Source organism: Nocardia sp. NPDC058518, from assembly GCF_042719655.1.
Lineage (GTDB): Bacteria > Actinomycetota > Actinomycetes > Mycobacteriales > Mycobacteriaceae > Nocardia.
Map to the genome: position 1 here is coordinate 371,251 of NZ_JBHXNJ010000005.1, position 26,062 is coordinate 397,312.

The 26,062-nt window shown below is 62.6% G+C and carries 26 protein-coding genes; 14 read left to right on the plus strand and 12 right to left on the minus strand.

Annotation, left to right across the window (positions count from 1 at the left end; genetic code table 11):
• The first annotated feature begins 98 nt into the window (after positions 1-98).
• A complete protein-coding gene (locus ACFWPX_RS12505) occupies positions 99-2,588 on the plus strand; it encodes a tetratricopeptide repeat protein (protein WP_378927516.1) in 2,490 nt (829 codons plus the stop codon).
• Here ACFWPX_RS12505 and ACFWPX_RS12510 read toward each other — a convergent pair.
• Entirely contained in the window at positions 2,548-3,075 is a 528-nt protein-coding gene (locus ACFWPX_RS12510) for a DinB family protein (protein ID WP_378927517.1), read from the minus strand. The two genes, ACFWPX_RS12505 and ACFWPX_RS12510, sit on opposite strands and share 41 nt — an antisense overlap.
• Positions 3,076-3,164: 89 nt before the next feature.
• Here ACFWPX_RS12510 and ACFWPX_RS12515 point away from each other — a divergent pair, with 89 nt between their 5' ends.
• Positions 3,165-4,121 carry a helix-turn-helix transcriptional regulator gene (locus ACFWPX_RS12515; RefSeq protein WP_378927518.1) on the plus strand — a complete coding sequence of 319 codons (957 nt, stop codon included), beginning with the start codon at positions 3,165-3,167 and terminating at the stop codon, positions 4,119-4,121.
• A 32-nt stretch (positions 4,122-4,153) separates the two neighbouring features.
• Here ACFWPX_RS12515 and ACFWPX_RS12520 read toward each other — a convergent pair whose 3' ends face one another.
• Positions 4,154-5,296, minus strand: coding sequence for a hypothetical protein (locus tag ACFWPX_RS12520; RefSeq protein WP_378927519.1), 1,143 nt, complete (start codon positions 5,294-5,296; stop codon positions 4,154-4,156).
• On the opposite strand from ACFWPX_RS12520, the gene ACFWPX_RS12525 reads away from it, so the two are divergent.
• The 4 genes from ACFWPX_RS12525 to ACFWPX_RS12540 all read left to right on the plus strand — a co-directional run bounded on the left by ACFWPX_RS12525 (position 5,279) and on the right by ACFWPX_RS12540 (position 9,679).
• Complete coding sequence (locus tag ACFWPX_RS12525) at positions 5,279-5,779, plus strand: hypothetical protein (RefSeq protein ID WP_378927520.1); 501 nt, start codon at positions 5,279-5,281, stop codon at positions 5,777-5,779. The genes ACFWPX_RS12520 and ACFWPX_RS12525 overlap by 18 nt on opposite strands.
• Before the next feature lie 159 nt (positions 5,780-5,938).
• Positions 5,939-6,934, plus strand: a complete 996-nt coding sequence (locus tag ACFWPX_RS12530; protein ID WP_378927521.1) for a type IV toxin-antitoxin system AbiEi family antitoxin — start codon at positions 5,939-5,941, stop codon at positions 6,932-6,934.
• Positions 6,935-7,191: 257 nt separating this feature from the next.
• The gene (locus ACFWPX_RS12535) at positions 7,192-7,533 is read left to right on the plus strand and encodes a hypothetical protein (RefSeq protein WP_378927522.1); all 342 of its coding nucleotides are present in this window, start codon (positions 7,192-7,194) and stop codon (positions 7,531-7,533) included.
• A gap of 976 nt (positions 7,534-8,509) precedes the next feature.
• Positions 8,510-9,679, plus strand: coding sequence for a DUF262 domain-containing protein (locus ACFWPX_RS12540; protein WP_378927523.1), 1,170 nt, complete (start codon positions 8,510-8,512; stop codon positions 9,677-9,679).
• A 42-nt stretch (positions 9,680-9,721) separates the two neighbouring features.
• On the opposite strand, the gene ACFWPX_RS12545 is transcribed toward ACFWPX_RS12540, so the two are convergent.
• From ACFWPX_RS12545 to ACFWPX_RS12555, 3 genes are read right to left on the minus strand one after another with little or no spacing between them, the layout of a single operon-like run.
• Positions 9,722-10,567: a protein NO VEIN domain-containing protein gene (locus tag ACFWPX_RS12545; RefSeq protein ID WP_378927524.1), complete on the minus strand. Its 846-nt coding sequence runs from the start codon at positions 10,565-10,567 to the stop codon at positions 9,722-9,724.
• A complete protein-coding gene (locus ACFWPX_RS12550) occupies positions 10,551-12,380 on the minus strand; it encodes a DEAD/DEAH box helicase (protein WP_378927525.1) in 1,830 nt (609 codons plus the stop codon). Before ACFWPX_RS12550 ends, ACFWPX_RS12545 begins: the two co-directional genes overlap by 17 nt.
• Entirely contained in the window at positions 12,377-13,786 is a 1,410-nt protein-coding gene (locus ACFWPX_RS12555; protein WP_378927526.1) for a hypothetical protein, read from the minus strand. Before ACFWPX_RS12555 ends, ACFWPX_RS12550 begins: the two co-directional genes overlap by 4 nt.
• 146 nt (positions 13,787-13,932) lie before the next feature.
• Between ACFWPX_RS12555 and ACFWPX_RS12560 the strand changes: the two genes are divergently transcribed.
• The 4 genes from ACFWPX_RS12560 (at position 13,933) to ACFWPX_RS12575 (ending at position 18,380) form a co-directional block, all read left to right on the plus strand.
• Positions 13,933-14,616, plus strand: a complete 684-nt coding sequence (locus ACFWPX_RS12560) for a hypothetical protein (protein ID WP_378927527.1) — start codon at positions 13,933-13,935, stop codon at positions 14,614-14,616.
• A 185-nt stretch (positions 14,617-14,801) separates the two neighbouring features.
• Entirely contained in the window at positions 14,802-16,172 is a 1,371-nt protein-coding gene (locus tag ACFWPX_RS12565) for a DNA cytosine methyltransferase (protein WP_378927528.1), read from the plus strand.
• 159 nt (positions 16,173-16,331) lie between these two features.
• Positions 16,332-17,717 (plus strand): PIN-like domain-containing protein, encoded by a 1,386-nt coding sequence (locus ACFWPX_RS12570; protein WP_378927529.1) that lies wholly within the window; start codon positions 16,332-16,334, stop codon positions 17,715-17,717.
• Between the two features lie 51 nt (positions 17,718-17,768).
• Positions 17,769-18,380, plus strand: a complete 612-nt coding sequence (locus tag ACFWPX_RS12575; RefSeq protein WP_378927530.1) for a hypothetical protein — start codon at positions 17,769-17,771, stop codon at positions 18,378-18,380.
• A 121-nt stretch (positions 18,381-18,501) separates the two neighbouring features.
• On the opposite strand, the gene ACFWPX_RS12580 is transcribed toward ACFWPX_RS12575, so the two are convergent.
• From ACFWPX_RS12580 to ACFWPX_RS12595, 4 genes are all read right to left on the minus strand, one after another.
• Positions 18,502-19,056 (minus strand): class IV adenylate cyclase, encoded by a 555-nt coding sequence (locus ACFWPX_RS12580; RefSeq protein ID WP_378927531.1) that lies wholly within the window; start codon positions 19,054-19,056, stop codon positions 18,502-18,504.
• Positions 19,046-19,726 carry a class I SAM-dependent methyltransferase gene (locus ACFWPX_RS12585; protein WP_378927532.1) on the minus strand — a complete coding sequence of 227 codons (681 nt, stop codon included), beginning with the start codon at positions 19,724-19,726 and terminating at the stop codon, positions 19,046-19,048. The genes ACFWPX_RS12580 and ACFWPX_RS12585 overlap by 11 nt, the downstream gene beginning before the upstream one ends.
• Positions 19,659-20,111 carry a hypothetical protein gene (locus ACFWPX_RS12590; RefSeq protein ID WP_378927533.1) on the minus strand — a complete coding sequence of 151 codons (453 nt, stop codon included), beginning with the start codon at positions 20,109-20,111 and terminating at the stop codon, positions 19,659-19,661. Before ACFWPX_RS12590 ends, ACFWPX_RS12585 begins: the two co-directional genes overlap by 68 nt.
• Positions 20,112-20,274: 163 nt before the next feature.
• On the minus strand, positions 20,275-21,168 hold the full coding sequence (locus tag ACFWPX_RS12595) for a radical SAM protein (RefSeq protein WP_378912490.1): 894 nt from the start codon (positions 21,166-21,168) through the stop codon (positions 20,275-20,277).
• Between the two features lie 158 nt (positions 21,169-21,326).
• On the opposite strand from ACFWPX_RS12595, the gene ACFWPX_RS12600 reads away from it, so the two are divergent.
• Positions 21,327-22,064, plus strand: coding sequence for an XRE family transcriptional regulator (locus ACFWPX_RS12600; protein ID WP_378927534.1), 738 nt, complete (start codon positions 21,327-21,329; stop codon positions 22,062-22,064).
• A gap of 10 nt (positions 22,065-22,074) precedes the next feature.
• The gene (locus ACFWPX_RS12605) at positions 22,075-22,542 is read left to right on the plus strand and encodes an NUDIX hydrolase (RefSeq protein ID WP_378927535.1); all 468 of its coding nucleotides are present in this window, start codon (positions 22,075-22,077) and stop codon (positions 22,540-22,542) included.
• Here the strand turns inward: ACFWPX_RS12605 and ACFWPX_RS12610 are convergent.
• Positions 22,524-23,096 carry an HD domain-containing protein gene (locus tag ACFWPX_RS12610; RefSeq protein ID WP_378927554.1) on the minus strand — a complete coding sequence of 191 codons (573 nt, stop codon included), beginning with the start codon at positions 23,094-23,096 and terminating at the stop codon, positions 22,524-22,526. The two genes, ACFWPX_RS12605 and ACFWPX_RS12610, sit on opposite strands and share 19 nt — an antisense overlap.
• Positions 23,097-23,441: 345 nt before the next feature.
• On the opposite strand from ACFWPX_RS12610, the gene ACFWPX_RS12615 reads away from it, so the two are divergent.
• The gene (locus ACFWPX_RS12615; RefSeq protein ID WP_378927536.1) at positions 23,442-23,666 is read left to right on the plus strand and encodes a hypothetical protein; all 225 of its coding nucleotides are present in this window, start codon (positions 23,442-23,444) and stop codon (positions 23,664-23,666) included.
• 247 nt (positions 23,667-23,913) lie between these two features.
• On the opposite strand, the gene ACFWPX_RS12620 is transcribed toward ACFWPX_RS12615, so the two are convergent.
• Complete coding sequence (locus ACFWPX_RS12620; protein ID WP_378912484.1) at positions 23,914-24,564, minus strand: Uma2 family endonuclease; 651 nt, start codon at positions 24,562-24,564, stop codon at positions 23,914-23,916.
• A 126-nt stretch (positions 24,565-24,690) separates the two neighbouring features.
• Here ACFWPX_RS12620 and ACFWPX_RS12625 point away from each other — a divergent pair, with 126 nt between their 5' ends.
• Complete coding sequence (locus ACFWPX_RS12625) at positions 24,691-25,455, plus strand: hypothetical protein (RefSeq protein WP_378927537.1); 765 nt, start codon at positions 24,691-24,693, stop codon at positions 25,453-25,455.
• Positions 25,456-25,511: 56 nt separating this feature from the next.
• Here ACFWPX_RS12625 and ACFWPX_RS12630 read toward each other — a convergent pair whose 3' ends face one another.
• Complete coding sequence (locus tag ACFWPX_RS12630) at positions 25,512-26,030, minus strand: hemerythrin domain-containing protein (protein WP_378927538.1); 519 nt, start codon at positions 26,028-26,030, stop codon at positions 25,512-25,514.
• Positions 26,031-26,062 lie beyond the last annotated feature (32 nt).

The window sequence follows — 26,062 nt, forward strand, 5'->3', positions numbered from 1 at the left end:
GCTGTGGGACACTGTGGGACAGCTGAAAACGGCCCTGACCACCGGCTTGTCGGTCGTGAGATTTCTGGTCCAGGCCGGGACAACGGGAGTGGAAAACGGTGGTTGTGCAACAGCAGACGGCACGGGCGTACCCGCAGGACGAGCTCGCTTCGCGCCTGCGGCTGATCCAGGAGCTTTCCGGCCGCGGCGTGCGAGCCCTGGCCCGCGACACCGGCCTGAGCTCGTCGTCGCTCTCGCGCTACCTCAGCGGCCAGACGGTCCCGCCGTGGCCGGCCGTCCTCGAGCTGTGCCGCCTGGTCAAACGCGACCCGCGCCCGCTGCGTCCCCTCTGGGAGCGCGCCAACAACCCGCTGCCCGCCCCGCCGAAGACCAGCCGTCAGCCCGCCCCGCCGAGCCCACCGGCCGACGCCCCACCGCCGCCACGCAACGACCTGCCCCGCGACGTGCCCGACTTCACCGGCCGCGAACAGGCACTGGCCGATGTGATCGCCGCCGTCCGTTCCGATCGGGTGGTCGCCATCGACGGCATGGCAGGCGTCGGGAAAACCTCCCTGGCCGTGCACGCCGCGCATCAGCTCACCGCCGAATATCCCGACGCCCAGCTGTATCTCGACCTCCACGGCTTCACCGACGGACGCCAGCCGCTCGACCCCGATGCGGCCATTCGCGCGCTGCTGGCCGCGTTGCAGGTTCCCTCGGAGAGGGTGCCGCAGGACGGGGGAGTCGAACTGCGAGCGGCCTGTTGGCGCTCGGAGCTGGCCCGGTTGCGCGCTGTTGTCGTGCTGGACAATGTCGTCGATGCCGCGCAGGTCAGTCAGCTGTTGCCGGGTGCGGGCGAGTCGGTCGCCATCATCACCAGCCGCAACCGGTTGCTCGAACTCGATGAGGTCCCGCCGGTGACCCTCGACGTCCTCACCCCCGAGGAGAGCGCGGAACTGCTGGTGCGGGCCAGCGGCGACGCGCGCGTCGGCCGGCTCGCCAAAGAACCCGAACAGACCGCCGAAGTGCTCCGGCTGTGCGGCAATCTGCCCTTGGCGTTGCGCCTCGCGGCGGCTCGGCTGCGCCATCGACCGGGCTGGTCGGTCGGCATCCTGGTGGAGCGAATGGCCGAGGGCACCAGCGAATTCGACACCGCCTTCGGCATGTCGGTCCGTCAGCTCAATCGAGATCAGCGCCGCCTGTTCCGTCTGCTCGGCCTGATCCCCGGCTCCACCTTCACCGACTACGTCGCCGCCGCGGTGGCCGACGTCTCGCTGCGCAGCGCCCGCACCATGCTCGAAGACCTCCTCGACGCGCACCTCGTCCAGCAACCCGCCGACGGCCGCTACCGCCTCCACGACCTGGTGCGCCAGCACGCCCGCCACGCCACCTTCGAACAAGACACCCCCGCCGACCGCGAACGCGCCCTGCATCGCATCCTCGACTACTACGTCCACACCGCGGCCGCCGCCGACACCGCCATGCCGTTCCTGTCGCCGACCCGCCCCGTCTCCGCCGGCGCACCGCCCGCGGAACTGCCGCACTTCCCCGGCCGCGACCCCGCGTTCTTCTGGTTCGTCTCCGAGTACACCAACCTGATGGCCGTGTTCTACGCCGCCGTCGAAGCAGGCGCCGACACCCACGTCTGCGAACTACCGCGCTTCATGCGCGCCTTCTTCGCCCGCCGGTGTGGCACAACACATCTCAACGCACTCTTCGAGCAATCCCTCACCGCCGCACAGAATCTCGGTGACCCACGCCAGCTCGCCGAAGCCCACAGCGACCTCGGCTTCGCCCGCTACAACGCGGGCCGCATGACCGAAGCGGCCGCCGCCTACGCCGCCGCCGCACCTCTGGTCGCCGCAGCGGGCGACCCGCTACCCCGAGCCGAACTGACGATGCGCTGCGCCCAATTACGGTGGGACGAAGGCAGTATCGAAGAACCACTGGAACTGTTCCGCCAAGCCCGCGACCTCTACACCGCCGGCGGTTGCCCGACCAGCGCCGCCGACGCCATCGCCGGCGAAGCCTGGGCCATGCTCCAGCTCGGCCACCGCGAACAGGCCGCCCAGCTGGCCCGCGAAGCCCTCGCCATCCCCACCGGCAACCCGTCGCTACAGGCCCAGATCACCCTCGGTGTGGCGATCGCGGCCGACGAACCCGAAGAAGCCCTCGACCACCTGGACCGCGCCCTCACCCTCGCCCGCGAGGACGGCCACAAGCACAACGAAGCCTGGTGCCTGAACTGCCGGGGTGTCGCCTTGCGCGACATGGGCCGCTACGAAGAAGCCCTCGCCAGCCACCGAGAAGCCTTCGCCCTCCTGGACGCCGTCTTCGAAGACCACTGGAAGATCCACTTCCTCAACAGCTACGCCGAAACCTGCCGCCTCGCAGGGCTGTCCGACGATGCCATAGACCTCTACCGCCAAACCCTCACCCTCGCGCCGAGACTGGGCCACCGGTTCGAAGAGGCGACAGCCCACCAGGGCATCGCCGACGTCCTCGACGCCACGGACCCCGCTGCCGCCACCGAACACCGCGCGGCAGCCGAGTCCCTCTTCGCCGAGATCACCCCATCGACTTCGCTCCATCCAGCGATTCCCGAATGATGTCGGCGTGCCCGGAGTGCTGGGCGGTCTCGGTCATGATGTGCATCAGCGCGCGGCGCGCGGTCCAGCGTCCGCCGGGCTCGAACCACGGCGCCTCCGGCAGGGGCTGACTCACGTTCAGATCGGGGAGGGTGCGCACGAGTTCGTCGGTCCGCGCGGCCACCTGCTCGTATTCGGCCAGGACGCCCGCGAGCGTTTCGCCGGGCAGCATCCGGAAGGCGTCGCCCCACTGTGCGAGCTGTTCCTCGGTCATCGAGTCGAAGTCGGGGGCTTCCGCGGGCCCGTCGACGATGAAGCTCGCCCAACTCGCCTCCACCGCGGCCACATGTTTGATCAGCCCGCCCAAGCACAGCTCGCTGGCGGTCGTGCGCAGACCCGCCTGCTCGTCGGTGAGATCGCGGACGGTGAAGCGCAGGAAGTGCCGGTGCTTGGCGAGCATCTCGAGGATGTCGGTGCGCTCGGTATCGATCTCGGTGTCGGCGGTCATGTGCTGATCCCTTCGCTTGTCGGTGTGTAAAACCCAAGGTAGGGCACATTGCGGTCAGATTCTGTCCGCAATTGCGAGATAATCGAACCATGGCCGATACGAGCGCACGCACCCTCCGCCTGCTGTCGCTGTTGCAGACCCACCGCTACTGGCCCGGCACGGAACTCGCTGAGCGACTGAGTGTTTCGGCGCGCACCCTGCGTCGCGACATCGACCGGCTGCGCGAACTCGGCTACCCCGTCGACGCCAGGCCCGGCGTCGACGGCGGCTACCAGCTGGCCGCGGGCGCCGCCCTGCCGCCCCTGGTCCTCGACGACGACGAAGCCGTAGCCATCACCGTCTGCCTGCAAGCAGGATCCCAGGGCGCGGGCGACGGCTTGGCCGAACCGTCCATCCGCGCACTCGGCAAATTGGTCACGGTCCTGCCCACCCGCCTACGCCGCCGCGTCGACGCCCTCCGCGCCATGACCGAATCCACCGCCTGGACCGCCGTCCCCGTCTCCGACGTAGACCCGGCCGTCCTCACCGACCTGGCCCTCACCTGCCGCCGCGAAGAACGCCTCACCTTCACCTACACCGCCGCGGACGACCGAACCAGCATCCGGGAAGTAGAACCCCACCGCCTCGTCTCCCAGGGCCGCCGCTGGTACCTCGTCGCCTACGACCTCACCCGCCACGACTGGCGCACCTTCCGCGTAGACCGCCTCACCGCCTCCGCGACCACCGGCACCCGCTTCCGCCCCCGCACCCTCCCAGCCCCCGACGCCGCCACTTTCGTCCGAGACGCCATCGGCGCCCGCCGCTCCGGCTACACCGTGACCGCCGAAATAGCAGCCCCCGCCCCCGACGTCCACGCCCGAATAGGCCGCTGGTGCACCACTACCGCCCTCCCCGCCAACCGCACCCACATAGAAATGACCGTCGACAGCCTCGACTGGCCGATCCTGGTGCTGGGCAGATCAATGGCGGACTTCACTATCCTCGGCCCACCAGAACTCATCGCTCTGGTCCAGGAATGGGGGACCCGCTTCACTCGTGCAACGTAGGGAGCTGGATCACCGTGGACAGCGGTGTCGCGTCAACCGTTGCGGTAGCGCCCCTTCTGCCTCCGCTGATAGAACAGCAGATCCACCTCCACCGGCTCGACCAGCGCCGTGATCTCGGCCAACCTGGTGTCATACCGAAGCTCGGTGATGCTCCGGTGCAGATAGGCCCGCCGCTCCGGCCCCAACTGCGCCCAGATCGCCCCGAACCGAGACTGCCCCCGCTCCCCGGAAACCGCGACCAGATCGAGTAGCGCAGGCCAGCAACCAGTTTCGGTCGCCAGCGCGGGCAACTCCGCCACAGTCGACTCCGAGAGCAACGCGAGCGCGTACCCCACCGCGCTCCTGACGTTGTCGTCCATCCGCGACATCAACGTGAACAGCCCACGCCAACTCTGCGCATCCTCGCGCCCATCCATCGGCGCGACCAGATCGACCGCCACATCCGGATCACCGAACATCGGATTGCCGACCAACGTCCACAGCCCCAATGGCGTGAGATACCCAGCCAGCGTGAGGAATTCGGGCACCGCGCCGAGGGTGAGCGCGGTGCGCACCAGCCGCGCGACATCACGGGGCTGCGCACTCCCGAACAGAATGTCGCCCACCCGCCGGATCACATCGGGCGCGCACCGCGAAAACACCGACAGCGCAGCGTGTTGCAGGTCAGCGGAACCCGTCAGCACCGTCTGTGTCATCCGCGGAACCCGCCGGTGCGGCCCATCGAGCAGCTGACGAACCACCGCGCTGAGTACCTCGACGTCATAGGAGAACGCCGCCGAGAAGATCAGCCCGGCGTCATCGCGCACCCCCGCCTCGACCGCGGCGATCACTTCCGTTGTGGCACATGCCAAGAACGGACCAGCCGTCACATAATCGCGCCGCCGCAGCAACTCGTTGACGATCTCGACGATCGGCCCCGGCGCCATCTGATCGGCCAGCTGCTCGATGGCCCGCGGATCCAGATAGGGCGCACAATCGGCCGCATACCCCGCATCGAGCATCGTCAACGTCTCCGCCGCCTTGCCCGGATGATCCAGCCCCACCGACCCCGCCGCCCGACCGGTCATCATCGGCGGAACCAGCTTCTGCACCAACGGAATCGAGATCGTCAGCGGAATGAACGGCACCAGCGCACTGATCCGCCGAAACGTCTCCGTGTGCTGATCGAACAACACCCCCGAAATCTGCTGATTCAGCGCATGCAGCCGATCGGCCCCCAGATACCGCAGGTGATCCAACCGCTGCGGATGAACATGCAACGTGCGAGCCAGCAGAATCAACTGCGCCCGAGTAGTCAGGTCCGTCATCTGCCGCCGAACATGATCTTCTTCGTCACCCGGCGCAACGGCCGAGGCAACGCAGAGACCATCGAATCGATGGACTTGTCCAACGCGGCCGCCTCGAACGTACTCGCGGCCCTCATCAACTCGAACAGATCCCGAGCCTCATCAGCCGGCAACTGCTCCAACGCAGGCAAAGTCTCCGGCAAGCCACCTTCACGGTCACTTCTGACAGTCATGCGGCTCCTGGGTAACGCGATCCTCTACTCCGAGGGTCCCCCCTTCCGCTGCCACGCGCCAGAACTTCGCCGAATCACTGTGCATGACAACGAAAACCGCAGCACAGGTACATGTGAACCGACGTACCACTTTGAGTGACGCGTGACGGCACACCTGCTGGGAGTGGAGAGTGTTGGGATACTCCCGTACGGCGCGGTGCGCGGCTGCCGCAGATGCAAAGGCTATTGCACAAGCAAATGTATGATGGATTGAAGTCGGTTGTTTGATTTTTCTTCCTAAATGTACTAGGAGGCAGGCGTGGAGCCGGATATACGGCGTGACCTGCTGCGATTGCTGCAGCGCGCAGGAGTCAGGGTTGCGAGTGGCGAACCGGACCTTCTCCTTACTGCGCCGGACGGCACCAGTAGACCCACCGCGCTGAAGTTTCAGACCCGCGCACGCCTGACTCCCGCCGTGCTTCGACGCCTGCGTGAGCAACACCGCAAGTTTCCCGCTTCAGTGGCGGCGTTGTTCGCAGCCAATGAGGCAGCTGCGCCAGTCATTGTCGCCGCTGAGGCCGGCGAGTTCGACCTCGTGCTGGCAGATCCACCGATGGTCATCATCAACGGGGCAGTGCTGTTGGATGAGTCGCCACCGCGACGGTCCGACCAGCACCACCGTGTTGCCTGGCAGCGACTTGCCGTCGAGCGCGTTCTGGCGATCTGGGAACAACCGATGACCCAGCACGAAATCGCCGCCGTGGTCGGGGCGAGTCAGCAGGCCGTCTCGACGGCGATGCGGGCGAATGAACACATCACCCACACGCCGACCGATGGTTGGATCGGCACCCCGGAGTTGCTGGACGTGTGGCTTCGTGAGTACCCCGGCCCGCGCGGAACACAGACGCACTGGTTCGGTCTCGATGCGCCCGCAGAGCAATACCGTGCGGCCCGGGAATTGTTGAGCGAGTTGACGGTTGGCTCGGTGCTTTCCGGAGACTTGGCGGCCGATCGCTATGCGCCCTGGATGTTGCCGTCTTCGGTCAGGCTGTACGTTGACGAGATCATCGACTTCACTGCGGCTGGATTTTCACCCGCAGATCCTGGCGATGCGACCATGACAGTCGTCATCCCGGACGATCGGTCGATCCGAACCGTGGCATCTCACGTCCACGGGGAGGTCCCCGTCGATGGCCACGTTGTCGCCGACCCGGCGATCATCACGTGGGATCTACTGCACAGCAGCACCGACCCGACTTCGACGGAGGCAGCTCACGTGGTGCGAACAGCGATCGAAAAGCATCGGGCGAGGTAGCCGGTGGCGCCGATAACCGCCCGAATCTCCATCGCGTCGACCAGCAACGCCTCAGATCTCGGATACTGGGCCTTGGCCGACGTCGCAGCGGCAGCCGTCGATCTGGGAGAGTCGGATTGGCGTGTCATCGGCGGACACTTGTTCCCTCCTTCGGGCCGCAGCGCACGGTCACGATCGGCGGCCGTGGATTCGATCCCGGACCTGGCTTGGGCTTGGCGTTACTTGCCGCCCCTCTGCAAGTCGACGTCGTCGTACGCATGCTCGACACAGGCCAGTCTCTCGAGTTCACGATCCTGGTTCCAGACGTCGAGGCTGCTGTGGTCCTCAAGGCGTTGGCGTGGCAGTCACGGCGTGCCGACAAAGACCTCGTCGATATCGCGTCGCTGTTCGAAATTGTCAATGCGCATCGGGCCTCGTTGTCTCTATGGGCTCTCGACCGATCACCACTCATCGGCGTCCGCCTGGACACGACCCGAGCTCTCGCGCGGCTACTCGTGATGCTCGACAGGGGAAGGGTCAACCGTTCGTTGCTGCTGAACCAACCGCCATCCAGACTCGCTTCTCTGATCCGCAAGCACGTGAACATTGCCTCTGCATGAGCGCCGTCGGTCACCGAAGAACACTGCCCCCGGCCGACTCCGGCGCTACAAGATCGGCTTGTTCGGTGAGTGCTCGAAACTCCCGCTGGGAGTGGGAGAGCGGGGGAGGCAGGGGCACCCCGGTACCGCAAGGTACGGATGCACCCTTGACGCGAGGTCCGCCGGTCGGTCGTCGCTACGGTCGTTTGGTGATGCACGCCCGCCGGGCATTACTCGGCAAGGGCCGGGACTGGGATTCTGCACAGAGCCAGGAACACCCAGGGAAGCCCTGGTATCCATGCCACCAACCACGGTGGAGCCGTCCGAGTCCGCCTTTACCAGCCGACTCTGTGTCATCGGAATGGTTGCAGCGGCCCCTCTGACGGGCGACGACTGCGCGAGCAAGGCGCATCACCCGCACAACTCGCCCGGGCGCACAGCGGCAAGGGGGAGGTTGGCGGAGACGCCAGAATCATCGGTAGGCTTCCCGCCTACGGCGGTGAGTCTGCTGATACCAGATTCTCGCCCAGGGCCTCGGCGGTGTTCGTAGCACCACCGGGGCCTGACTTGTGCGCCGACCGTACCATAGCCGTCGGCTATCCAAGAAAAGTCGTCAAATCCTCAGACCACCGATTCTGGTCCGACACAGCCCTTTTCCACCCCTTCGGCGGCGGCCACGGCACACCCCAGCTTGCCAGCGCGGCTTGAGTGAACCCACCCTTCGGTGTCTGGTTGGCGATCAGCTCATCTGGCGAGACATACCGTGTCGGCACCCATTCGGTCACGGCGTCAAGTATGCCGAGGCCGAGGCATCGAAGACCGGCAGGCTCGGCGGCGCGTGCGTCGCTGATCTCTGGGCGCAGCATCTGATCAGCGACATCGCTGACTGATCCGTGCCGTCCAAGTAGGCTTATCCCTCACGCGTCCAGCATGATTCGCGTAGGGGTGCAAATAGGTCGTCGGCGCAGATTCGTCGGCGGGATCTCGGAAGGAAACCGTGAACATCGCAGGGACTGCCCATTTCGGCGACGAGGAGACCGTTGTCGAGGATCCTGAGCAGAACGAGGAAATTGTCCTCGAGCCCCCGTCTGCCGATGAGGCTCTGCGATACTTCGGCGTCGACTTCGATGTCGAAGGTCTGGTGCGTCGATTCGACCGGCATGAACTGATCGTGCCGCGGTTCGATCCTCGCGTCGATGAATCCGAAGACCATGGTTACGAGGGGTTCCAGCGCAATTTCGTTTGGACGAAGCGGCAGATGGACCGCTTCATCGAATCCGTTCTGCTCGGTTACCCGGTCCCGGGCATTTTCCTGGTAGAGCTGGAGTCCCGTAGATACGTCGTGCTGGATGGCCAGCAGCGGCTCACGACCCTCGCATCCTTCTATAAGGGCCTGACGCCGGACGGCAAGGCGTTCGAGTTGGACCACGTCAGCGAACAGTTCAAGGGTCACCTGTACGACACTCTCGACGGTGCCGCCCAGCGCAAGCTCAACAACGCGATGATTCAGGCCACCATCACCGTCCCTCAGGGTGAGGACGGACCCATGGCCATCTACGCCCTGTTCGAGCGCATCAACAGCGGCGGCACGAAACTGACTCCGCAGCAGATCCGGGTCGCGCTGTTCGCTGGTGGTGACGCCACGCAGCTTGCCCGCAAAATGAATTCCGATCCGAACTGGCGCACGCTGTTCGGAACCCCGGCGCACCGGGACGGCCGAGATCAGGAACTCATCCTTCGATACTTGGCGCTGAAATCTGTCGCCGAGTCCATGCTCGATTCCGGCTCGCCCGATTCGGTCGAGTTCAAGCCGCCGATGTCGGCCTTCATGACGAAGTATCTCGACCAGAACAAGGTGATTCCGGCGTCTTCGAAAAAGGCCGAGGCTGAGGAGTTTTCACATGCATGTCGACTGCTGATCGCTGCGGAAGGCGACGCGGCGTTGCGGCGGGTGCGCACTATCAACGCCGCCCGCGCAGACTCGATCCTTGCCGCGCTCACCCTGGCGATCCGCTGGAACAGCGAGCTGAGCGTCGATCAGGTGCGGCGCGCTATGAAATTGACTAATGAGAACGCGGAGTATGTGCAGTTCACCACCGCCAGCACGTCCCACCGAAAGAGCGTCGAAGGTCGTCTGCGGATCGCGCTAGCGAACTTTATCCAGTAGATGAACGGAGCAGCCCGGCGTATGCGTGCAACCGGCAGGTTTCTACCAGCCGCTGAGGAGTCGTCCAGCCACTCCGTCGGGTCGCTCGATCTCGACCGGAACGCCCGGAACGAGAACGTCTTCGGGCACCGTCATCCGGCAGGACTCCCACCTGCCGTTGGTGCTCGTATCTACAGGAACATTGCTGCTGATCCAGTCCTGCGGCACCCGCCCGACCTCGATCGGTTCCAAGTCGCCGTCGAGTCGGACAACCACGAGATGCCAATTGGGGTCGTTCATCATCGTTCGGTACTCGTGGCGGCTGAGGTAGAGGACCGTTCGGGTTCGGCGCGTTGTTGTCTTGACCTCGAAGTTGCGGGCTTCGCCGCAACGCCGGTATGCGATGTCGTATCCGAAGCCGTCCGCACGCAGCGCGACATGGTCGATATCGTGTGATGCCGCGGCTTCCGAGAGTAGGCCGATGAGGGCGAATTCCCCTGCATCACCGATGCGCTTCCGCTCTACGAGGTCAACCTTTCCCCACACCTGGTGCACGCGCTGAAATGCCGAAATGTCCTCGATTCCCAGGGCTTCGGCGACGGCGTGAACGTCCGCCGGAAGCTCCTCCGGTGCTTGAATGAGGCTGTCGGCGTCTGCGAGCCAAAGCGCATCGCTGTGCAAGATTGCAGCATCGAAGACTTGGTCGGCAATCGGCGTCGATACGTCCGCATCATCCAGTAGACCAACACTTTTCAGCCAAATGTACGCGACGTCGTACTGGGTGGGTGTCAGGTCCGCGTATCGTTCCGCAGTCACAAATAGTGTTCGCGCCACGTTGTGGTCGGAGTTCCGGAGAACATCCAGCCACCGAACTGCCGCTTGAAGGATCGGTTTAGGCGGCGCGGGCATGAAGATATCCCATCAGCGCCGCCAGGTCTCTGGCGTCGAGCCCGCCGCCGACCGACGGGGCTTCATCCAGGTCCGCGAGTTCCTGAACTGCGGGATCATCGAGAATCGCACCCATGAAGCTCACCTTGTCACCGAGTCGCTGGTTCACGACCTCGTCGATGGTGCCTTCGGCAGACAGCACCGTGATTCGTGTCTCGGTGTCGGGGGCAAGGCCGAGTCGGTGAATCCGGTCCAGGCTCTGCATGAACTTGCCGGCCGCGAAGTCCCGGTCCACGTACACAGCGTCATGGCATTCGTGATGGAGGCTGATGCCTTCGCCTAACGTTGCCGGATTCGACAGCAGCACATAGCAATCCGGATCGTTTCGGAACCGGTCGATCTCGGCTGCGCGATCCTCAGTCCCGCCGTGCACCACGGCGGGGTGAAATTCGCCGAGAAGGCGCTCGAGTGTGAGCAGGCTACGAACAAATGTCGACCAGACGAGGGTCTTGCGCCCTTGCTTGGCGTTGGCCGCAACAATAGCCAACGTTTCCTGGTACTTCGGCGACATCTCGTACACTGGCAGATCCCGCATCAGATCGAGCAGCGACGAGCCTTCATGGACCGGCAGAGGCGGAACCTGGTACGGCAGCGGGTCGTACTTCGTCGTTCCTACGGAGAGCAATGCCGGACTTGTTGCCGCCATCAGCAGGTACACCACTGTGCTACCCAGCCTTTGGAAGTCAGCCTCGGCCGCGGATGCCCGGGCAGTGTATTGCCCGATCAGCGCGTCGTAGATCTCTTGGTGCAAGGGTGGCACCGGGACCCGGACGATCTGTGGGGTGACAGGAGGTAGCTTCAACTCCCGCTTGGTCGTCCGGACGAACAGCGGTTTCAGCGCCTTGCTCGCTTGAGCCAGATTGCCGCCCGCCACGGCTTGGACAACCTGTCGGCGACCGTATCCCGGCCAGACGAAACCGAAGAGGTTCTCCAGATCCTTCGCGCTGTTGGGCGCGGGGGTTCCGGTCAGAACGAGACGACGCCGCGCGCGCGGACCCAATGCGAGACAGGCGGATCCATAGATTCCGCTGGCTCCAGCCTTCATTCGATGCGCCTCGTCAAGGAGAAGCATGGTCGGGCGCTCGGTTATCCACCGGCCCAGTTGCTCCAAACTGTTGTCGAGGCGTTCGTAGTTGACAATCAAGGCATCGTTGCCACGAACCGACGGCTGGCCAACTATGCCCATGCGCAGCGGGACTTCCAGACACACGGCGTTTTCGTACTGCCAAGAGTCGTACGCCGATTTCGGCGCAACGATCAGCAGTCGCTCAACTTCGCCCGCTTGGTGGAACCCTTGGAACGTGGCAAGACCCACGCGGGTTTTCCCGGCGCCGGGCACCGAGAAGTTCGCGCCGTGCTTGAGCGACAGCAGTTTAGCGATGTCCCTGCGTTGGAAATCGGTGAGTTCACCGATCCACTGTTCGCCGAGCATGGTTGCCACCGATTCAGGATCGATTTCCATCGGTTCGGCACCATCGCTCTGCAGCGTTCTTGCCACCGACCGAGCAGCTTTCGCTGAATCCTCTGCGAGAGTCTTCAGAGGCGGATCCCAGACGACCGTGGCCCGTTCGTGCCACGTGCTGAGAACGTTCAGATTTGCCAGCAACTCGTCGACCTCGACCTCGACGATGGAACGGGAGCGCTGAACTGCAGTGCGGAATTTGAGCGCGAAGTTCCGCAAATTCTCTTCATGACCCTCGCCTGCGACCAGCCGTGTCCAGGTGACCCGGTCGGCGAAGCCGAGGAAGAGACTCGCGGTTCCTTCAGCCGTCATACGCGATCCCGAACGATATCGAGGAGCCACGCAATACCTTCGCCCGGCGGATTGCCTCCGCGTGCGGCAAGTTTTGCAAGCCGTTGCATCTGGGCTCGCAGCTCGAGCAGCGCGTCGTCGAGCGCATCTTCGTCCAGCGCCCGTTGGGCCTTGGCTTGGGCGTACTCCGCAACACACTGCTGGATGTCTTCTGCGGCATCTGAGATACGTTGCGGCACCGCAATTTGGCGCTTCTTGAGCTGGTCGTTCTTGCCTGCCAGGTGGGTCGCCACTTCGAAAACGTCAACCGCCTTGCGGATGGTGTCTTCGGCTGCTTTGGCCTGGGCAGCCGAGGCGCCAGCTCCGGGAGCGGTCACGGCTTTTGCCCGCAAGAGCTTGTCGGTCAGCGCTTTTGCGGCTTTGACGGTGCCGGATACGTCGTCGACTGTGACGTCGAGCCCGGGAACTGCTATCTCGTCCGAGTCCGAATCCTGCTTTGTCTGCAGGTCAACGGGCAGCCGCGATTCCACATAGCGCACGTGAAAGTCCTGCTCGATAAGGCGCACGGTTGTTTTCGCGTGACCCAGCAGAATCGCCTGCAGGCGAGACTCCTTCAAGCGTTCAGCCGCGTCGGGATCGGTCTTGTGGGCCTTGTCGAAGTCTCTCCAGAGCTCACGCAGCTTCTCCTGATGCTCTTCGAAGTCGATCAGGCGAAGTCGCACGTCACCGTCAGCGCTGCGCTCGATTGCTTCGCGAACTACCGCATACACCCACTGGTCGCCCTCGAGCGTCTTCAGCTTGATGTTGAAATCGTTGGCTACCTGCTCGGCCAGCCGTCCATTCCGCAGCTGTTCATCGATGGCGATCAGCCGGTTGATGTAGGTGTAGTCACGCCGCTTGTCCTTGCGCAGCTGCAGCCGGAGCTCGACAGAGTTGATGTCTTGCCATGTCGTGTCGCCAGGCAGGACACCGACCAAGATCTCCTGAAGACCGAGCTCGCGTAGGGCGATGCACCGAGTGTTGCCGTCTACGAGGATGCCATCCGGGCTGATAATCCCGGGCTCGCGCTGGCCCGACTCCTTGAGCTCTTCGGTGAGCGTGATGAAATCGGGGTCGGTCTGATCTGGGTTCGAAGGCTTGCTGCTGAGCAGGAACCGGAGGTACTCCTGACTCTCCGGGGACCATGGATTCGCTGTCAGCTGCTGGTCCCGCACAGGGTCGACGGATCGTTGCGCTCGGATCCGATGGGTTTCGGGATTCAGCCGGAGCAGATTCACCGGCATCGAAATCACATCCAGGTGTTTCTGGTTATTCCGCCAGGTGACTGTCACCTTCGCTCCGGACTCGGCCTGAGCCTCCGCGAGCCGCGCCTTCACCATGGTGCGGACCTCTTCGCCGTTCGGCGGAATCGTGTCCTGCGCTGTCATCCCCTGTGCCTCCGCAAATCAAGTTGCCGATCTTGAGCCAATCTTCGCACGGCTCACCGACAGCCGACTTGGAGTCCGCGCCGATCGGCAGAACCTGTCGGATGGGCTACGTAGGCTCGGCCCCACACCGACGAGATTGGAACACAATGACGGAACCAGACTGGCAGACGTACTCCGGCGGCACCATGGTTCGTAGCGCGCTGTGGTTGGAACAGGTGGTAGGCGAGGGCAACGAGTTCACGAAGAACCAGTTGCGTGACGCCTTCCCCGCCGTGTCACAGATCGATCGCCGCGTCCGGGATCTCCGCAAGTACGGCTGGGAGATCCTCACCAGTTCTGAGGACGCCAGCCTGACACTGGAAGAACAACGTTTCAACAAGCGCGGAGTCCCGGTATGGGACAACGCCGCCCGTCGCGCGGCCGACCAACAGATGACCTTGCCTGCGACAGATCGGCAGAATGTTCTGTCCCGCGACGGCTACATGTGCACGGTGTGCGGAATCGCCGGCGGTGAGCCCTACGTCGACGATTCCAATCTCACCGCGGTACTGACCGTCGCACGCAGACAGGTCCGCCTCTCTGGCGGGAGCGAAATCGTCCGTCTGACGACCGAGTGCAAGCGGTGCCACACCGGGTCCCGGGGCCGTCGGACGTCTGTCGATGAAGTCGTGAGTCAGATCGACAAGCTCGATGTCCGCGACCTCCAGCAGCTGGCGAGTTGGCTTGCTGCGGGGCAGCGCAACATCAGCGATCTTGACCGTGCCTGGAACGCCGTGCTGCGACTCCCCTCGGAAGCAAAATCTGAGATCGCAAGTCGATTGGCTGAGTAGGAGCCAGAAGGATCGTTCGGCCGCGCTGCCAGCTGGAAGGGGCGCCATCGTTTAGCATCGCTCATATGTTCGGATCAGCATGGAGCGGCTCTGGTAGTTGCCCCGGTCGAGTCGTTGTCCTGGATGTCCGGGAGGATACTCACCGCCCCGAACCGTCCCGTTCACCAACTCCCGGAAGGCCCTACGTGAGTAGCCTCAGTGTCATCGAGATCTGCGCCGGCGCTGGCGGCCAAGCTTTGGGACTCCACTTGGCGGGCTTCCAGCATGAGGTCGCGGTGGAACTCGACAAAACTGCTGCAGATACTCTTCGTCTCAACATGCCAGACTGTGACGTCCGGACTGGTGATGTGGCGGACCTCTCCGTATTCGATCCAGCGGACTTTGCCCCCGAACGGCGAGCTGCCGAACATCTCCCGCCGATCGATCTGGTAGCAGGCGGTGTTCCGTGCCCGCCCTTCTCGATTGCAGGGAAACAGCTCGGTGCGAACGACGAGCGTGATCTCTTCGCCTGGGCGGTCGAACAGGTCGAGATCATCCAACCTCGGGCGCTCCTCTTGGAGAACGTTCGAGGACTCAGCATGCCCAGGTTCGCCGGCTACCGCCAGCACGTACTCGACCGACTCGACCAGCTTGGTTACCACGCTGAGTGGAGGTTGATTAATGCTTCCGACTATGGCGTGCCGCAGCTCCGCCCTCGGTTCGTGCTCGTAGCGATGCACCCCGACGAGTTCAAGTTCTTCCAGTGGCCGGAAAGAGCGTCAGCACCGCCTCTTACCGTAGGCGAGACCCTCCGTACCATCATGGGCCGCGACAAATGGAAGGGTGCCGATGCATGGGCCGCCGCTGCGACCGGCATCGCCCCGACTATCGTGGGCGGCTCGAAGAAGCACGGGGGCGCTGATCTCGGCCCGACACGGGCGAAGCGCGCGTGGGCGGAAATGGGCGTCGATGCAAAAGGCGTGCACGACGTTCCACCACCGTACGACAAGCCACCGTATGACAAGCGGCCGATGACCCCGCTCGGCCCGAAACTTACCGTGGAGATGGTGGCGCGGCTCCAAGGCTGGGTATTCATCGACCATATGAAGAAGGGCCACCAGCAGCAAGTCGAGAAGGAAGCCGCGGACGATCCGAGCGCGAATCTCGAGTACCGCTGGAAGTTCGAGGGGCGAAAGACCTCGCGTTACCGACAGATCGGCAATGCTTTTCCTCCCCCTGTCGCACGTGCAATAGGCACGTCCATCGCTCGCGCGCTCCGAATGGAAGGTGACGTCATCGGTCGAGAGGTCGATGGCGAGACCGATCCGGTCTATCGGGCGTTGATCAAGTCCGGGACGTACCTATCAGTACCGGAGATCGCTAGCGAATCCGGCCTTGCCTTGACTGACCTGGAGATCAGGCACCGGATCAACTTGTTATCAAGGGATTTCGAGATCCGCGAGCGGGCACGAGGCAGCGAACCCGTGTACAAGCTGGGCGAATTCCGCGCGTTCACCGGGCAGGACGATCACTTGCGGCATGAGCACTACCGGACGGCGCGGTCGCGCATTAGCTGAGTGCGCGCAGCAGCCCGCCGTCGGTCGCCAGGGCTTGGTCACGAGCCAGATGTGACGAGAGTCGGGTCGGGTTAGGTCGTCGAATCCTGTTGACTGCAACCATGTTTCAGTGCAAGATCAACCGTCAGCGTTGATCGAAGTTGGGGTGGTTCGGGGCAGATGGATGCGCACGACGAAGTCGTGATGTTTCGTAGGTATGCGGCCTGGTTGTCGACAGTTGGTACGTCGCAGGAGGAGCGACGTGAGTTCTACGAGAACGCCGTCGTTGTTCTCGACACCAACGTTCTGCTCAGCTTGTACGAGTTCAAGCAAGCGACGCGGGACGATGTGTTCCGAGCGTTGGAGAAGCTCGGGGACCGTCTATGGCTACCACATCAAGTCGGCCTTGAATTTGTTCGCAGACGCCACGCCGTAATCCTTGAACGTAACAGGGCAATTAAAGATTCGAATCGTGATCTGAACCGGCATATTGCGGCGATTAAAACTTCCACAAATAAGGCTAGTAAATACGTCGAGGATTTGCTCAGGAAGTACGCCGACGACAGGTCGGCGGCAGATGAGCTAAAGTCTTTGGTAGATGAAAAATTCGACGAGCTTGCGAACTGGCTGAGGCCGAAGATGGTCGAATATATAGACTCGTTGCGCGATAATGAAGTATCGAAAATGACCGATCTTTCCAGTGACACGGTTCTTGAGCGGGTCGCGATACTGTACGGAAATCGTATAGCGGAATCGCCGGGATTCGAAACAATCCGTCAGCGTGTGGAAACAGCTGAGAAATTCCGTTTCCCAAATTTGATTCCTCCCGGCTTCGCTGACAGTAAAGGAAATCCGCTCACGAATGCTGGCGATTTCCTTATCTGGGAAGAAGTAATCGATATGGCATCGTCGCGATCTGGTGGCAAGCCTGTGCAAATCCTTTTTGTATCGAATGACGAAAAGGAGGATTGGTACGAAACGACCAGGCATGGTCCCCTTAAGAGCAGGCCGTGGCCGTGGCTACACGATGAGTTGCGTCAACGCGCTCAAGCTGATCTTTGTATCGAGACGACTGTTCAGTTCTTTGAGGGTGTAAAGGAATTCTTAGGAGCAGACTTTGATGCGGCCACGCTCAAGGAAATCGATCGGGCGTCTCAAAAGCAGTCGACAGTCACTGTTGACAACGCGTATGCGATGCATATTCCGGGAGACCTAGTTGTGGAGGTGCTTGCTTGCATAGATCTTCCTTCTGTGTCGCGGCTTGATCAGAAGGGGATATCCTCCCGAGACCTTGCGATCTTGTCGTGGTGGCTGGTTGGCATGACAGCTCAACTAGGTAAGCGCACTGCGGACGAAGCAGAGCGGGAGGTAGATATCGACGCACTGCAGCGATCCGTCGACTCTCCAGGATCAGGTTGGGTGCACGCCCGCGACTCCCCGGTTGGGCACTGGCCGGAGCGTTCGTCGCTATGGGTGTCTAATTGGCTAACGGACATACTTGAGTCGATGCCGGTAGATGAGGCTCAGCGGCTTCGAAACTATGCTGTGCGTCAACTGAATGCATAGCGGCAAGTACCTGCAATGAACGCAATAGCTTAATTGTAAAGGAATACGGTAATGCAGCCCGATGGTGACGAAACCGAATTCGACCGTAAATGGAACAAGGTGCGATCGGACGCCCACGATTTCTCGAAGCAGTTAACCGTTGCGCTCGAAAAAGAACGATTGGCTCCTGGTCAGCTGATCGACGAATATGTATTCGCGAAGCAAAACCTTGCGCGGGCTATGAAGTCTGCGATTTGCTCATTGACTACTGCAGAGCATCGAGAGACCTTCGATGCTCTGCATCAACGTATTGCAGCTGAGGTGCGGCGGCGCTACGCACACGCCATCCCGGAGAAGTACTTGCGTGTTAAATATCGGTCGGACGTACACGTCGATCTATTCGCCACTTTGATCCGCCATCAAGGGGTTGAGGTTGAGGCGGATATTCTCCGCCTGGTCACCGCAGATTCTGTTCATGCCGAACGTCGACTTCGCGAACTCAGGGAATTGGGGTTCGATATAACATGGAAGACCACAAAATCCATTTCGAAATACAAACTCAACTCTCTTGATCTTGATTTTCAGATGTGCGCCTCGCTGGTTGCAAATAAGATCAAGGGCGACAAGGGGCTTGTAGTGTCAAAGCGCCGTGAGTATCTCGCAATTCTAGGTGTGAACGATTGATAGTCGCAGCTCGCCAAGTGCTCCAGCAGCGCATCTAATGAAGGTGCGTCAGCCATGACATGGACAGCCGGCGCAGGACGAGGAGTTGCTCAATACTGCGCGGGAAACAGTCGTCGGGTACCTACTCGCCGAAGTCCTTGAACAGCAGGGTCGGCTCCGCGAGGATGTCGCGGCCTGTCTCGACTCGGTAGATGGTGTCGACGCTGCCGAACTTCGCCTGGCTGTAGTCGAGTCCGAGGTCTGCTGCGGCTTGGCGGACCGAAGACTCGTCGGGCCCCTCGATCTCGAGGAGGGTGGGCAGGTCCGGCCAGGTGTCCAGATCGAAGACTATGTCGCAGAGACGCCATTCTTCGCGGTAGTTCTCCTGGTAGCGGACCTCCCTCAGCCCGATGGTGACGAGAAATTCGGCCATCGAGTCGAGATCGCCGACGACGGTCTCGATCTCGGTGGTGCCATCGATGGTGGTGGAATCGGTGACGTGTTTGAGCGTCAACGTTGTTTGCGTGCCCTCGTCTCGTAGGCGGACCCACGCGCCGATGGGGAGTGCGTCGCCGTCGAAGATCTTGCGGGTCAGCAGGGTTCGAGGGAAGGCCTGGATGGCGCCGAGTGCAGCCAGTTTTGCCCTGACCGCTTGGACGTCGATCGCCAAGAAGGTCGCTTCATATTCATGCTTCATCGAGCTCGCGCCCTTCGTCGAGGTGTTCGCGCTTTGCAGCGAAAAATACACCCATGCGGTGCGTGTGGTCGTGGAGCTGGCCGACGTGCGGTCGTTCGATGAAGGGGTCGGTGCGCAGGGTGAGCAGTACTTCCCAAGTGTCACAGGGGAAGCGGCGGAACAGCTTGTCCGGCGTCGTGTAGTGCTCGATGATGTAGTGGTGGTCCTCGACCGGCATCATGAATTCGGCGCCGAGAAGCCCGCCCGGCTCGAGGAGATCTTGCATTCGTCCGATGAATTCGCGGAGCGGACGGCGGTGGTTGGCGCTGTAGTGCCATGAGCAACTCGTCCAGACTGCGTCGGCTTGCATTTCTGCCAGAGCGGCGTCGAAGAAGTCGTGCGGTTCGATCCGCACCTGACTGGTCAGCCCGGCTTCCGCCACGCGTTCGGCCAGGCTGGGCGCGTAGGCGAGACCGGCGACAGGCAGGAGCACATCGCCACCGTGCAGCGCTTGCGGATCGTTCTCGACTGCGATGACACGGTAGCCCGCAGCCGCGAGCGGTAAGACGAATTTGCCGTCGCTGGCTCCGATTACGGTCACTGTTGCGCCGGGGTCGCAGCGATCATTCAGTTCGCGTACGAACTGTGGAAAGAACGTCAGGGTCTGCTCCCAAAGGCTGGTGGTAGGCATATTCGGCCTCACTTGTGTTGAGGGACAAGATGGTTCGTACAACATCTGCGGGATTGGTCGCCGTGGTGTCGATGTGGTGAGTGGTCCACGTATCGGTTGCTTCGGTGAGGCTCTGGGCACTCTGTTCGGCCAGAATGTCCCATTTGGTCATCGCGCTGTCACGCTGCGCCAGCCGACGAAGTCGTTCGTTAGGCGCACATGTCAGCTGATAGGTCACCGGCTCGGGGAGGTCGGAGGGGAGGGCGATGCCGAGTCGGGCGCCGAACGCCCGGTGGGTGGTGAGGCAGCGGGCGAAGTAGCTTTCGACAACGACGGGGATACCTGCATCGAGGTAGCGGACTATCTGGTCGGTCGCGGTGAAGAGCGCGGATAGGAACAGACACATGCGCGCGTCTGGACTGCTTGTGTGGTCCAGTTCCCGGCGTAGGGACTGGAAGTTCGGAGGGACTGTTGGGACCAAGACGGCCTGGCGGGCCTCCGCAAGCAGGGGTGCGACTGTTGTCTTACCGGTCCCGGCGATTCCCTCGATGCTCTCGAAGAGTCGGCGATCAGACACGGCCGTACACCACGTCGGGAATTCCGAGAGCGATCTCGTCGTGCGCAGAGGGCCGGTATTCGATGCGGTCAGCAGCCTTGTCGTACCAGAAGGCGTGTGAGTCCTTGCCCACTGCCTTGCATGACATCGTGAGTGCGCCGCGGGGGTCTGACTCGATACGGTCGATGGTGTCGTTGATGGCCGAGTACGCGCAGGCGGGCTCTTCGTTGAGGTCGTCGTCGAGGATCACTTCGATTCCGAGTCCGGACTCGGCGAGTTGACGGCGGAGCCGGGTGTAGGCAGCGGAATCGGTGATCAGCATGTCGGTGTGCTTCTTCGCGTTCCCGACCGCTCGGAGTTGGTGCAGTTTGAGTTGCATCACTCCGCGCGATTGGAGAGTCTCCGCGAGGTGTACTACTTCATCGATGTTGTATCGGTTCACGGTGAGGGTCGCGCCGGTCGGTACGCCGAGAGCGTTCGCGAGAGAGATGGATTCCATCGCAGCGTCGTAGCTTCCTGCATTACGGATGCGATCGTTGGTCGCACCGATCCCTTCGAGCGAAATCCGCAGCAGGTCGATACAGGGTGCGATCTCGCGCAGCTGTCGGCCGATCCGGTATCCGTTTGTGCAGATTTCGACCTTCAATCCCAGCGTGTGCTTGGCGTAGCGCGCCACCCGTGGCAGATCCTTGTAGACGAACGGCTCACCGCCCAGCAGGACCACCTCTTCTGTGGCGTACTCGCGTTGCATACGTCCGATGAGGTTGCAGGCCTGCGCGACGGTGAAGGCATCGGAATGTCGAAGCCGCTCGCCGTGGAAACAGTGCAGGCACTCGAAGTTGCAGCGATAGAGCAACTGCAGGTACAGCCGTCGGATGCTGTGGATGCCGGTTCGCTCGGTGATCATGTTGGCTCCCTTGGGGTTTGGTGAGGTCAACATCGTGGCTGTCGGCAATCGGACTGCGTAACCGCGTTTGGGACGTAGGCGGGGACGTCCCAGGACGTTTTCGCGGTCACGTCCGTGTGTGCTTGCTCGACCCCGTCACATCGGCTTCTATTGGAGGCGTGAATGTCCGGCTTCAGACCGTGCTCCACCAGCGGGGGATCGCACCCGAGTCGCTGGCCGTTGTCTGTGAGGTCGATCCGAAGACGGTCGGGCGCTGGCTCGGTGGTCGGGTACCTCACCCGCGTCACCGACGACGGGTCGCACATCACCTGCGGGTCGAGGAAAGATTCCTCTGGCCGCCGGTCGTGGATGAGCGAGCCGCACCGACGAATGTCGAACTCGTCGCCACCTATCACAACCGTGCTGAGGTACCTCGCGAAACATGGCTATCGTTGTTGGGCAACGCAACTGAGCAGATCGATGTGCTCGTGTTCTCGGGCACCTTCTTTGCTCAATCCAACCCGCGGGTCGCCCACACGCTTATCGAACGAGCACGGCAAGGTGCGCGGATCCGGATGTGTTTCGGCAATCCGGGCAGCAGGGCGGTAATCGACCGTGGTAGCGAAGAGGGCCTCGGCCCGGACACGTTAGCCGCGAAGATCCGAGCTTCGCTCACCTACTACCGCCCGCTCCTATCGGCCGATCGGTGCGAGGTGCGCCTGCACGGGACAACCCTGTACAACTCGTTGTTTCGCTACGACGACACTCTGCTGGTCAATCCCCACATCTGGGGTCAGCCAGCCAGCGCTAATCCCGTCTTTCAACTCCGGCGGGTCAATGATGTCGGCTGGTTCGACAACTATGCCGAGAGTTTCGACGCGATCTGGGCTGACGCGCAGCCCTGGATTCCAGATTGAGGGGTCGACCATGGGCAGAATCGAGTACTACCACGATCCGAAGGCACCGAAGCCGAATTCGCTTGTGGTGGCGTGCAATCTGCTGGTAGCTGATGGGGCAGGGGCAATCCTGTTGCAGCGTCGGCGTGATACCGGGCAGTGGGCGCTGCCCGGCGGAGCCATGGACTTCGGCGAAACTGCGGCCGAGTGTGCGATCCGGGAATGCCGCGAGGAAACGGGCATCACGGCTGAAATCACTGGATTCCTAGGGATTTACAGCAATCCGCACCACATCGTTGCCTACACCGACGGTGAGGTGCGGCAGCAGTATGAGAACACCTACATCGGGCGGCCGGTGTCGGGCGAACCGACGATCAATGACGAAGCCGATGGAGTCGTGTTCGCAGCTCCCGATGAGCTGGGCGACTACGACATTCACCCGAGCATGCGGCAACAGATCGGTGACTTCCTGTCCGGAAGCTATCCGTATCTCGGCTGATTCGTCTTCGCTTGTTCGATTCTTGTCGCAGCGGCCATGATTTCCGGTTCTGCGCGTTGAATGAATCTGCCCACCAATGTGTCCGGTCCGTAGCGGCCGATGATCTCGGCGATCCTGGCGGACGGGGTGGTCGGATTTCCGGCGGGGGTTGTGGTCATGTCTGCGTAGATCAGTGCGTCTATCAGGAGGTCATTGTCGTGGGGTGGGAACTCGGCCTCCAACTCGCGGCGGAGTCCGCGCTCCTCTGCCTCGAGTAGGGCGCAACTGTGGTTGGCGACCAACCGTGTCAGCTGTTCATCGGCGCCGTGCTGGTCGCGCAGAAATCGAGCGCCATCGAGCGGGTGAAAGCCGGTTAGTGCCAGGTCAGGGGAGTAGCCGACATCGTGAAGAACGGCGGCGGCCCACAATAGTTCCGCGTCGTCGCCCACGATCCCGGCCAGAGCTCCGGCTGCTCGTGCGACCCCTTGGGAGTGCGACCAGCGACGCGGCAACGCATGCTGCAACTCTGACCGTGCGACGGCGTGGGCCCACTCGATGTCGATGCGACAAGCCACAGGACAGGAAGCTACCGGAGTGCTGTTCGGAAATGTGGTCGACCAGTTGATTCCGAGCCGACCCACCGGCAGGGAGAGCGGACTTTTGTAGAAGAAGCAGCCGTTGCGCATTATGCGCGATCGGGCTGGGCGGACACTCGAAGTCGTTCGCTTGCTCCGGGATCGCGGTGCCGATGCCGCGATTGCGAATCATCGAGGACAGACGCCACTGTGGCTGAGCTCGATGCTCACGGCGGTGAAAGACGAGCCAGATATCGAAGCAAGGGTTGCTGATCGCTAGATGGACGCCGTTGCCCAGCGCGACCGAATAGGGCATCTATCAGCATGGTTTGCGCATTCCGGGGTGTGTCCGAAGGTGCGGCGGAAGACGTCGATGAACGCGCTGGCCGAGGACCAGCCGCACAGGTGCGCCATTGCGACTATCTGCCCACGCGAGCGGGCACCGCCAGTGGCATCACTCCTGGACTGACCGTCAGCATCGGCGGCCTGGCCACGCCCCTCATCGGCGGCATCGCCGACGGAACCTCCCTACGAACCGCGCTGACCCGTTGGTCCTTGTGCCCGCCCTGAGTGGCTGCTGTTCCGCACGCTGCCCGAACCCGTCCCGCCCAAGCCCACGTCGGCGGTGGAGCAAGCGGAGACTCTGCGCCCAGAGGTACGGGCCTGACCAGGAAACTCTGCCGCCGCCAGACCTTCTGTTTCGCCGGTGAGGCCGAGGTAGGTCTGTAGGAGGTGGCGATCCAGAGCAGATCGATCAGGTGCAGTTCGAGCTCGCCAAGGGTTCGCTGGGGTTGGAGGACTTCGGGAGCTCTAGCGATCAGAAGGTCAGTGAGGACCACGGGATGTCGAGGGCGAACGGAGAGGGGAACGAAACATTCCCGCCTTCGGCTGAGGTCCATTCACCTGCGAGAACATAGTTTGCTGGGCGTAACGGGCGGACTCCCTCGGGGAGTTCGGCGTGGCCGATGTCGAGTCCGTAGACCCGGACCGTGCCGATCGCGCCGGTGTCTCGCTGCAGGCTGACTTCCCAATACCACGGGATGCCGCCGCTCGCGTATCGCGCGCGTTTGGCTTCTATGTCGATCGGCGTGTTCGACGGCGAAAGGACTTCGCCGACCAGCACAGTATCGGTAGCACGGACGTCGGCGAAGGGCGGCAGACAGCGATGCACCAGGAAGTCGGGGGTTACGAAGTCGGACTTTCCCGCACTACCGAAGAACACATTCGTTTCGAGGTTGGCTCGCCAGCATCGTTCGGAAACAGCCGACATGTCATCTCGAGCGCACCGTTCTATCTGCTCGGTCAGCCGACGCATCGCCATCTGGTGCTCGCCCGGGCCGCGCCGCACCCATACCACCCGTCCCTCCCACAGCTCGATCTGCGAGGCGATCTCCACAGGCAGGTCTTCCAGCTCTTCCCAGGTCATATGTTCTGGAAGATCTGGGCGCTCGATGCTGGGCACAGGCATTCGTTCATGCTACCTATGCCCAGCTCACGGCGCGGGCGAGAGAGGTCTCGCAGGCGTTGCGAGCGCCGCCGACACTCGAGCGCGTCCAGGGTCAGCTGGTCTGGCGAACCTTGATAGCGTCGCTGCATGATCAGCTCATCGCATGAGGCGATGCACGGGATCTTCACTCATGATGCCGCCGCAGTCGGTCATGCTTTCCGCGTTCTTGATCTTCCTTTTCCTGAACCGATTGCAGTGGAACAGATCTCGGTCGACCTCACCGCGACGACGCCGGTTGAACGGCGTGCGGACACGATCCTGCGGGTCACGACCGTCAACGACGAGTTCCTGCTGATCGTCGAGGCGCAGTCGAACAGAGATGTCACGAGGTTCGCCGCGTGGTCGTTCTACGTAACCTTTCTGCACAACAAGTACGAGTTGCCGGTCGTGTTGGTGGTGGTCTGCCACGACAAGGCGACCGCGACCTGGGCGGGCAAACCGATGACCCTCACGGACAGGAGCTGGACCAGCTTCACTCTGCAGCCGCTGGTCCTCGGCCCGCATAACGTGCCTGCGATCACTGATCCAGCGGAGGTTCTCGCCGACACCGACGCCGCCCAGCTCTGGAGGGACAAAATGGACACGGAGCGGTCATTCTTCCGTTCGGAATCCGCTCAGCGGCTCCGTGCTCAGGGGCGTGAGCAAGGGTTCGAACAGGGCTTGGAACAGGGCCTGGAGCAGGGACTTGGTCGGGGAGTCGCACGTTCGGTGCTGACCGTGCTGACCGGTCGTGGAATCGAACTCTCCGCAGCCCAGCGAAAGCTGCTCGCCGACACCACCGACGTTGATCAACTCAACGCGTGGTTGTTGCAAGCGGCGACCGCGACCCGCGCGGGAGAGCTCTTCGGCTGAGTTCCAGCCTGCCGTCTGGGTGTCCGAACGGCAGGGTTGGTTGCCGGACCAACCGTCTACGAGATCACCAAGCGGAGTGGGCCGGGAATCGTAGCCAGTACCCTGCGGCGGCGTTCACCCTCCACATCCCGCAGCAGCCACGAGTAATAGGCCCGAAGTCCGCGGAGTCCGATGCGACGGCGCATCTCTCGGTCGAGTAGCGACCATTCTCGATCGTTGATCAATGGCAGCGTTTCTTGCTCTTCGTGCCGCAGGTGGTTGTGCAATAGCTCGGACAGTGCCACGAGTATTGGTCGCGCGGCGACCGGTCCCGCGGTATCGAAGGCCCGGTTCACCTGGGCAAGGAGCGGATCGATCCGGTCGTGTTCAGCGGCCATCGCCTCGACCAGCCGCGCGTCCACGCCGCGGCGGCGCAGACTCGGCCAGAGCGCGACGTCCTCCGCAGTGTGGTGGACGGAAAGTTGGGTACGAAACTGGGTCCAGCGTTCACGATCCGGAGCGGCGGCGAGCGCCAGGAGATCGCGCCGGAATGCGTCATGTGCTGCGTACATCATGGCTAGATCGCGTTCAGACATCTGACTGACCTTTCGTCATGCGGGTGATCCGC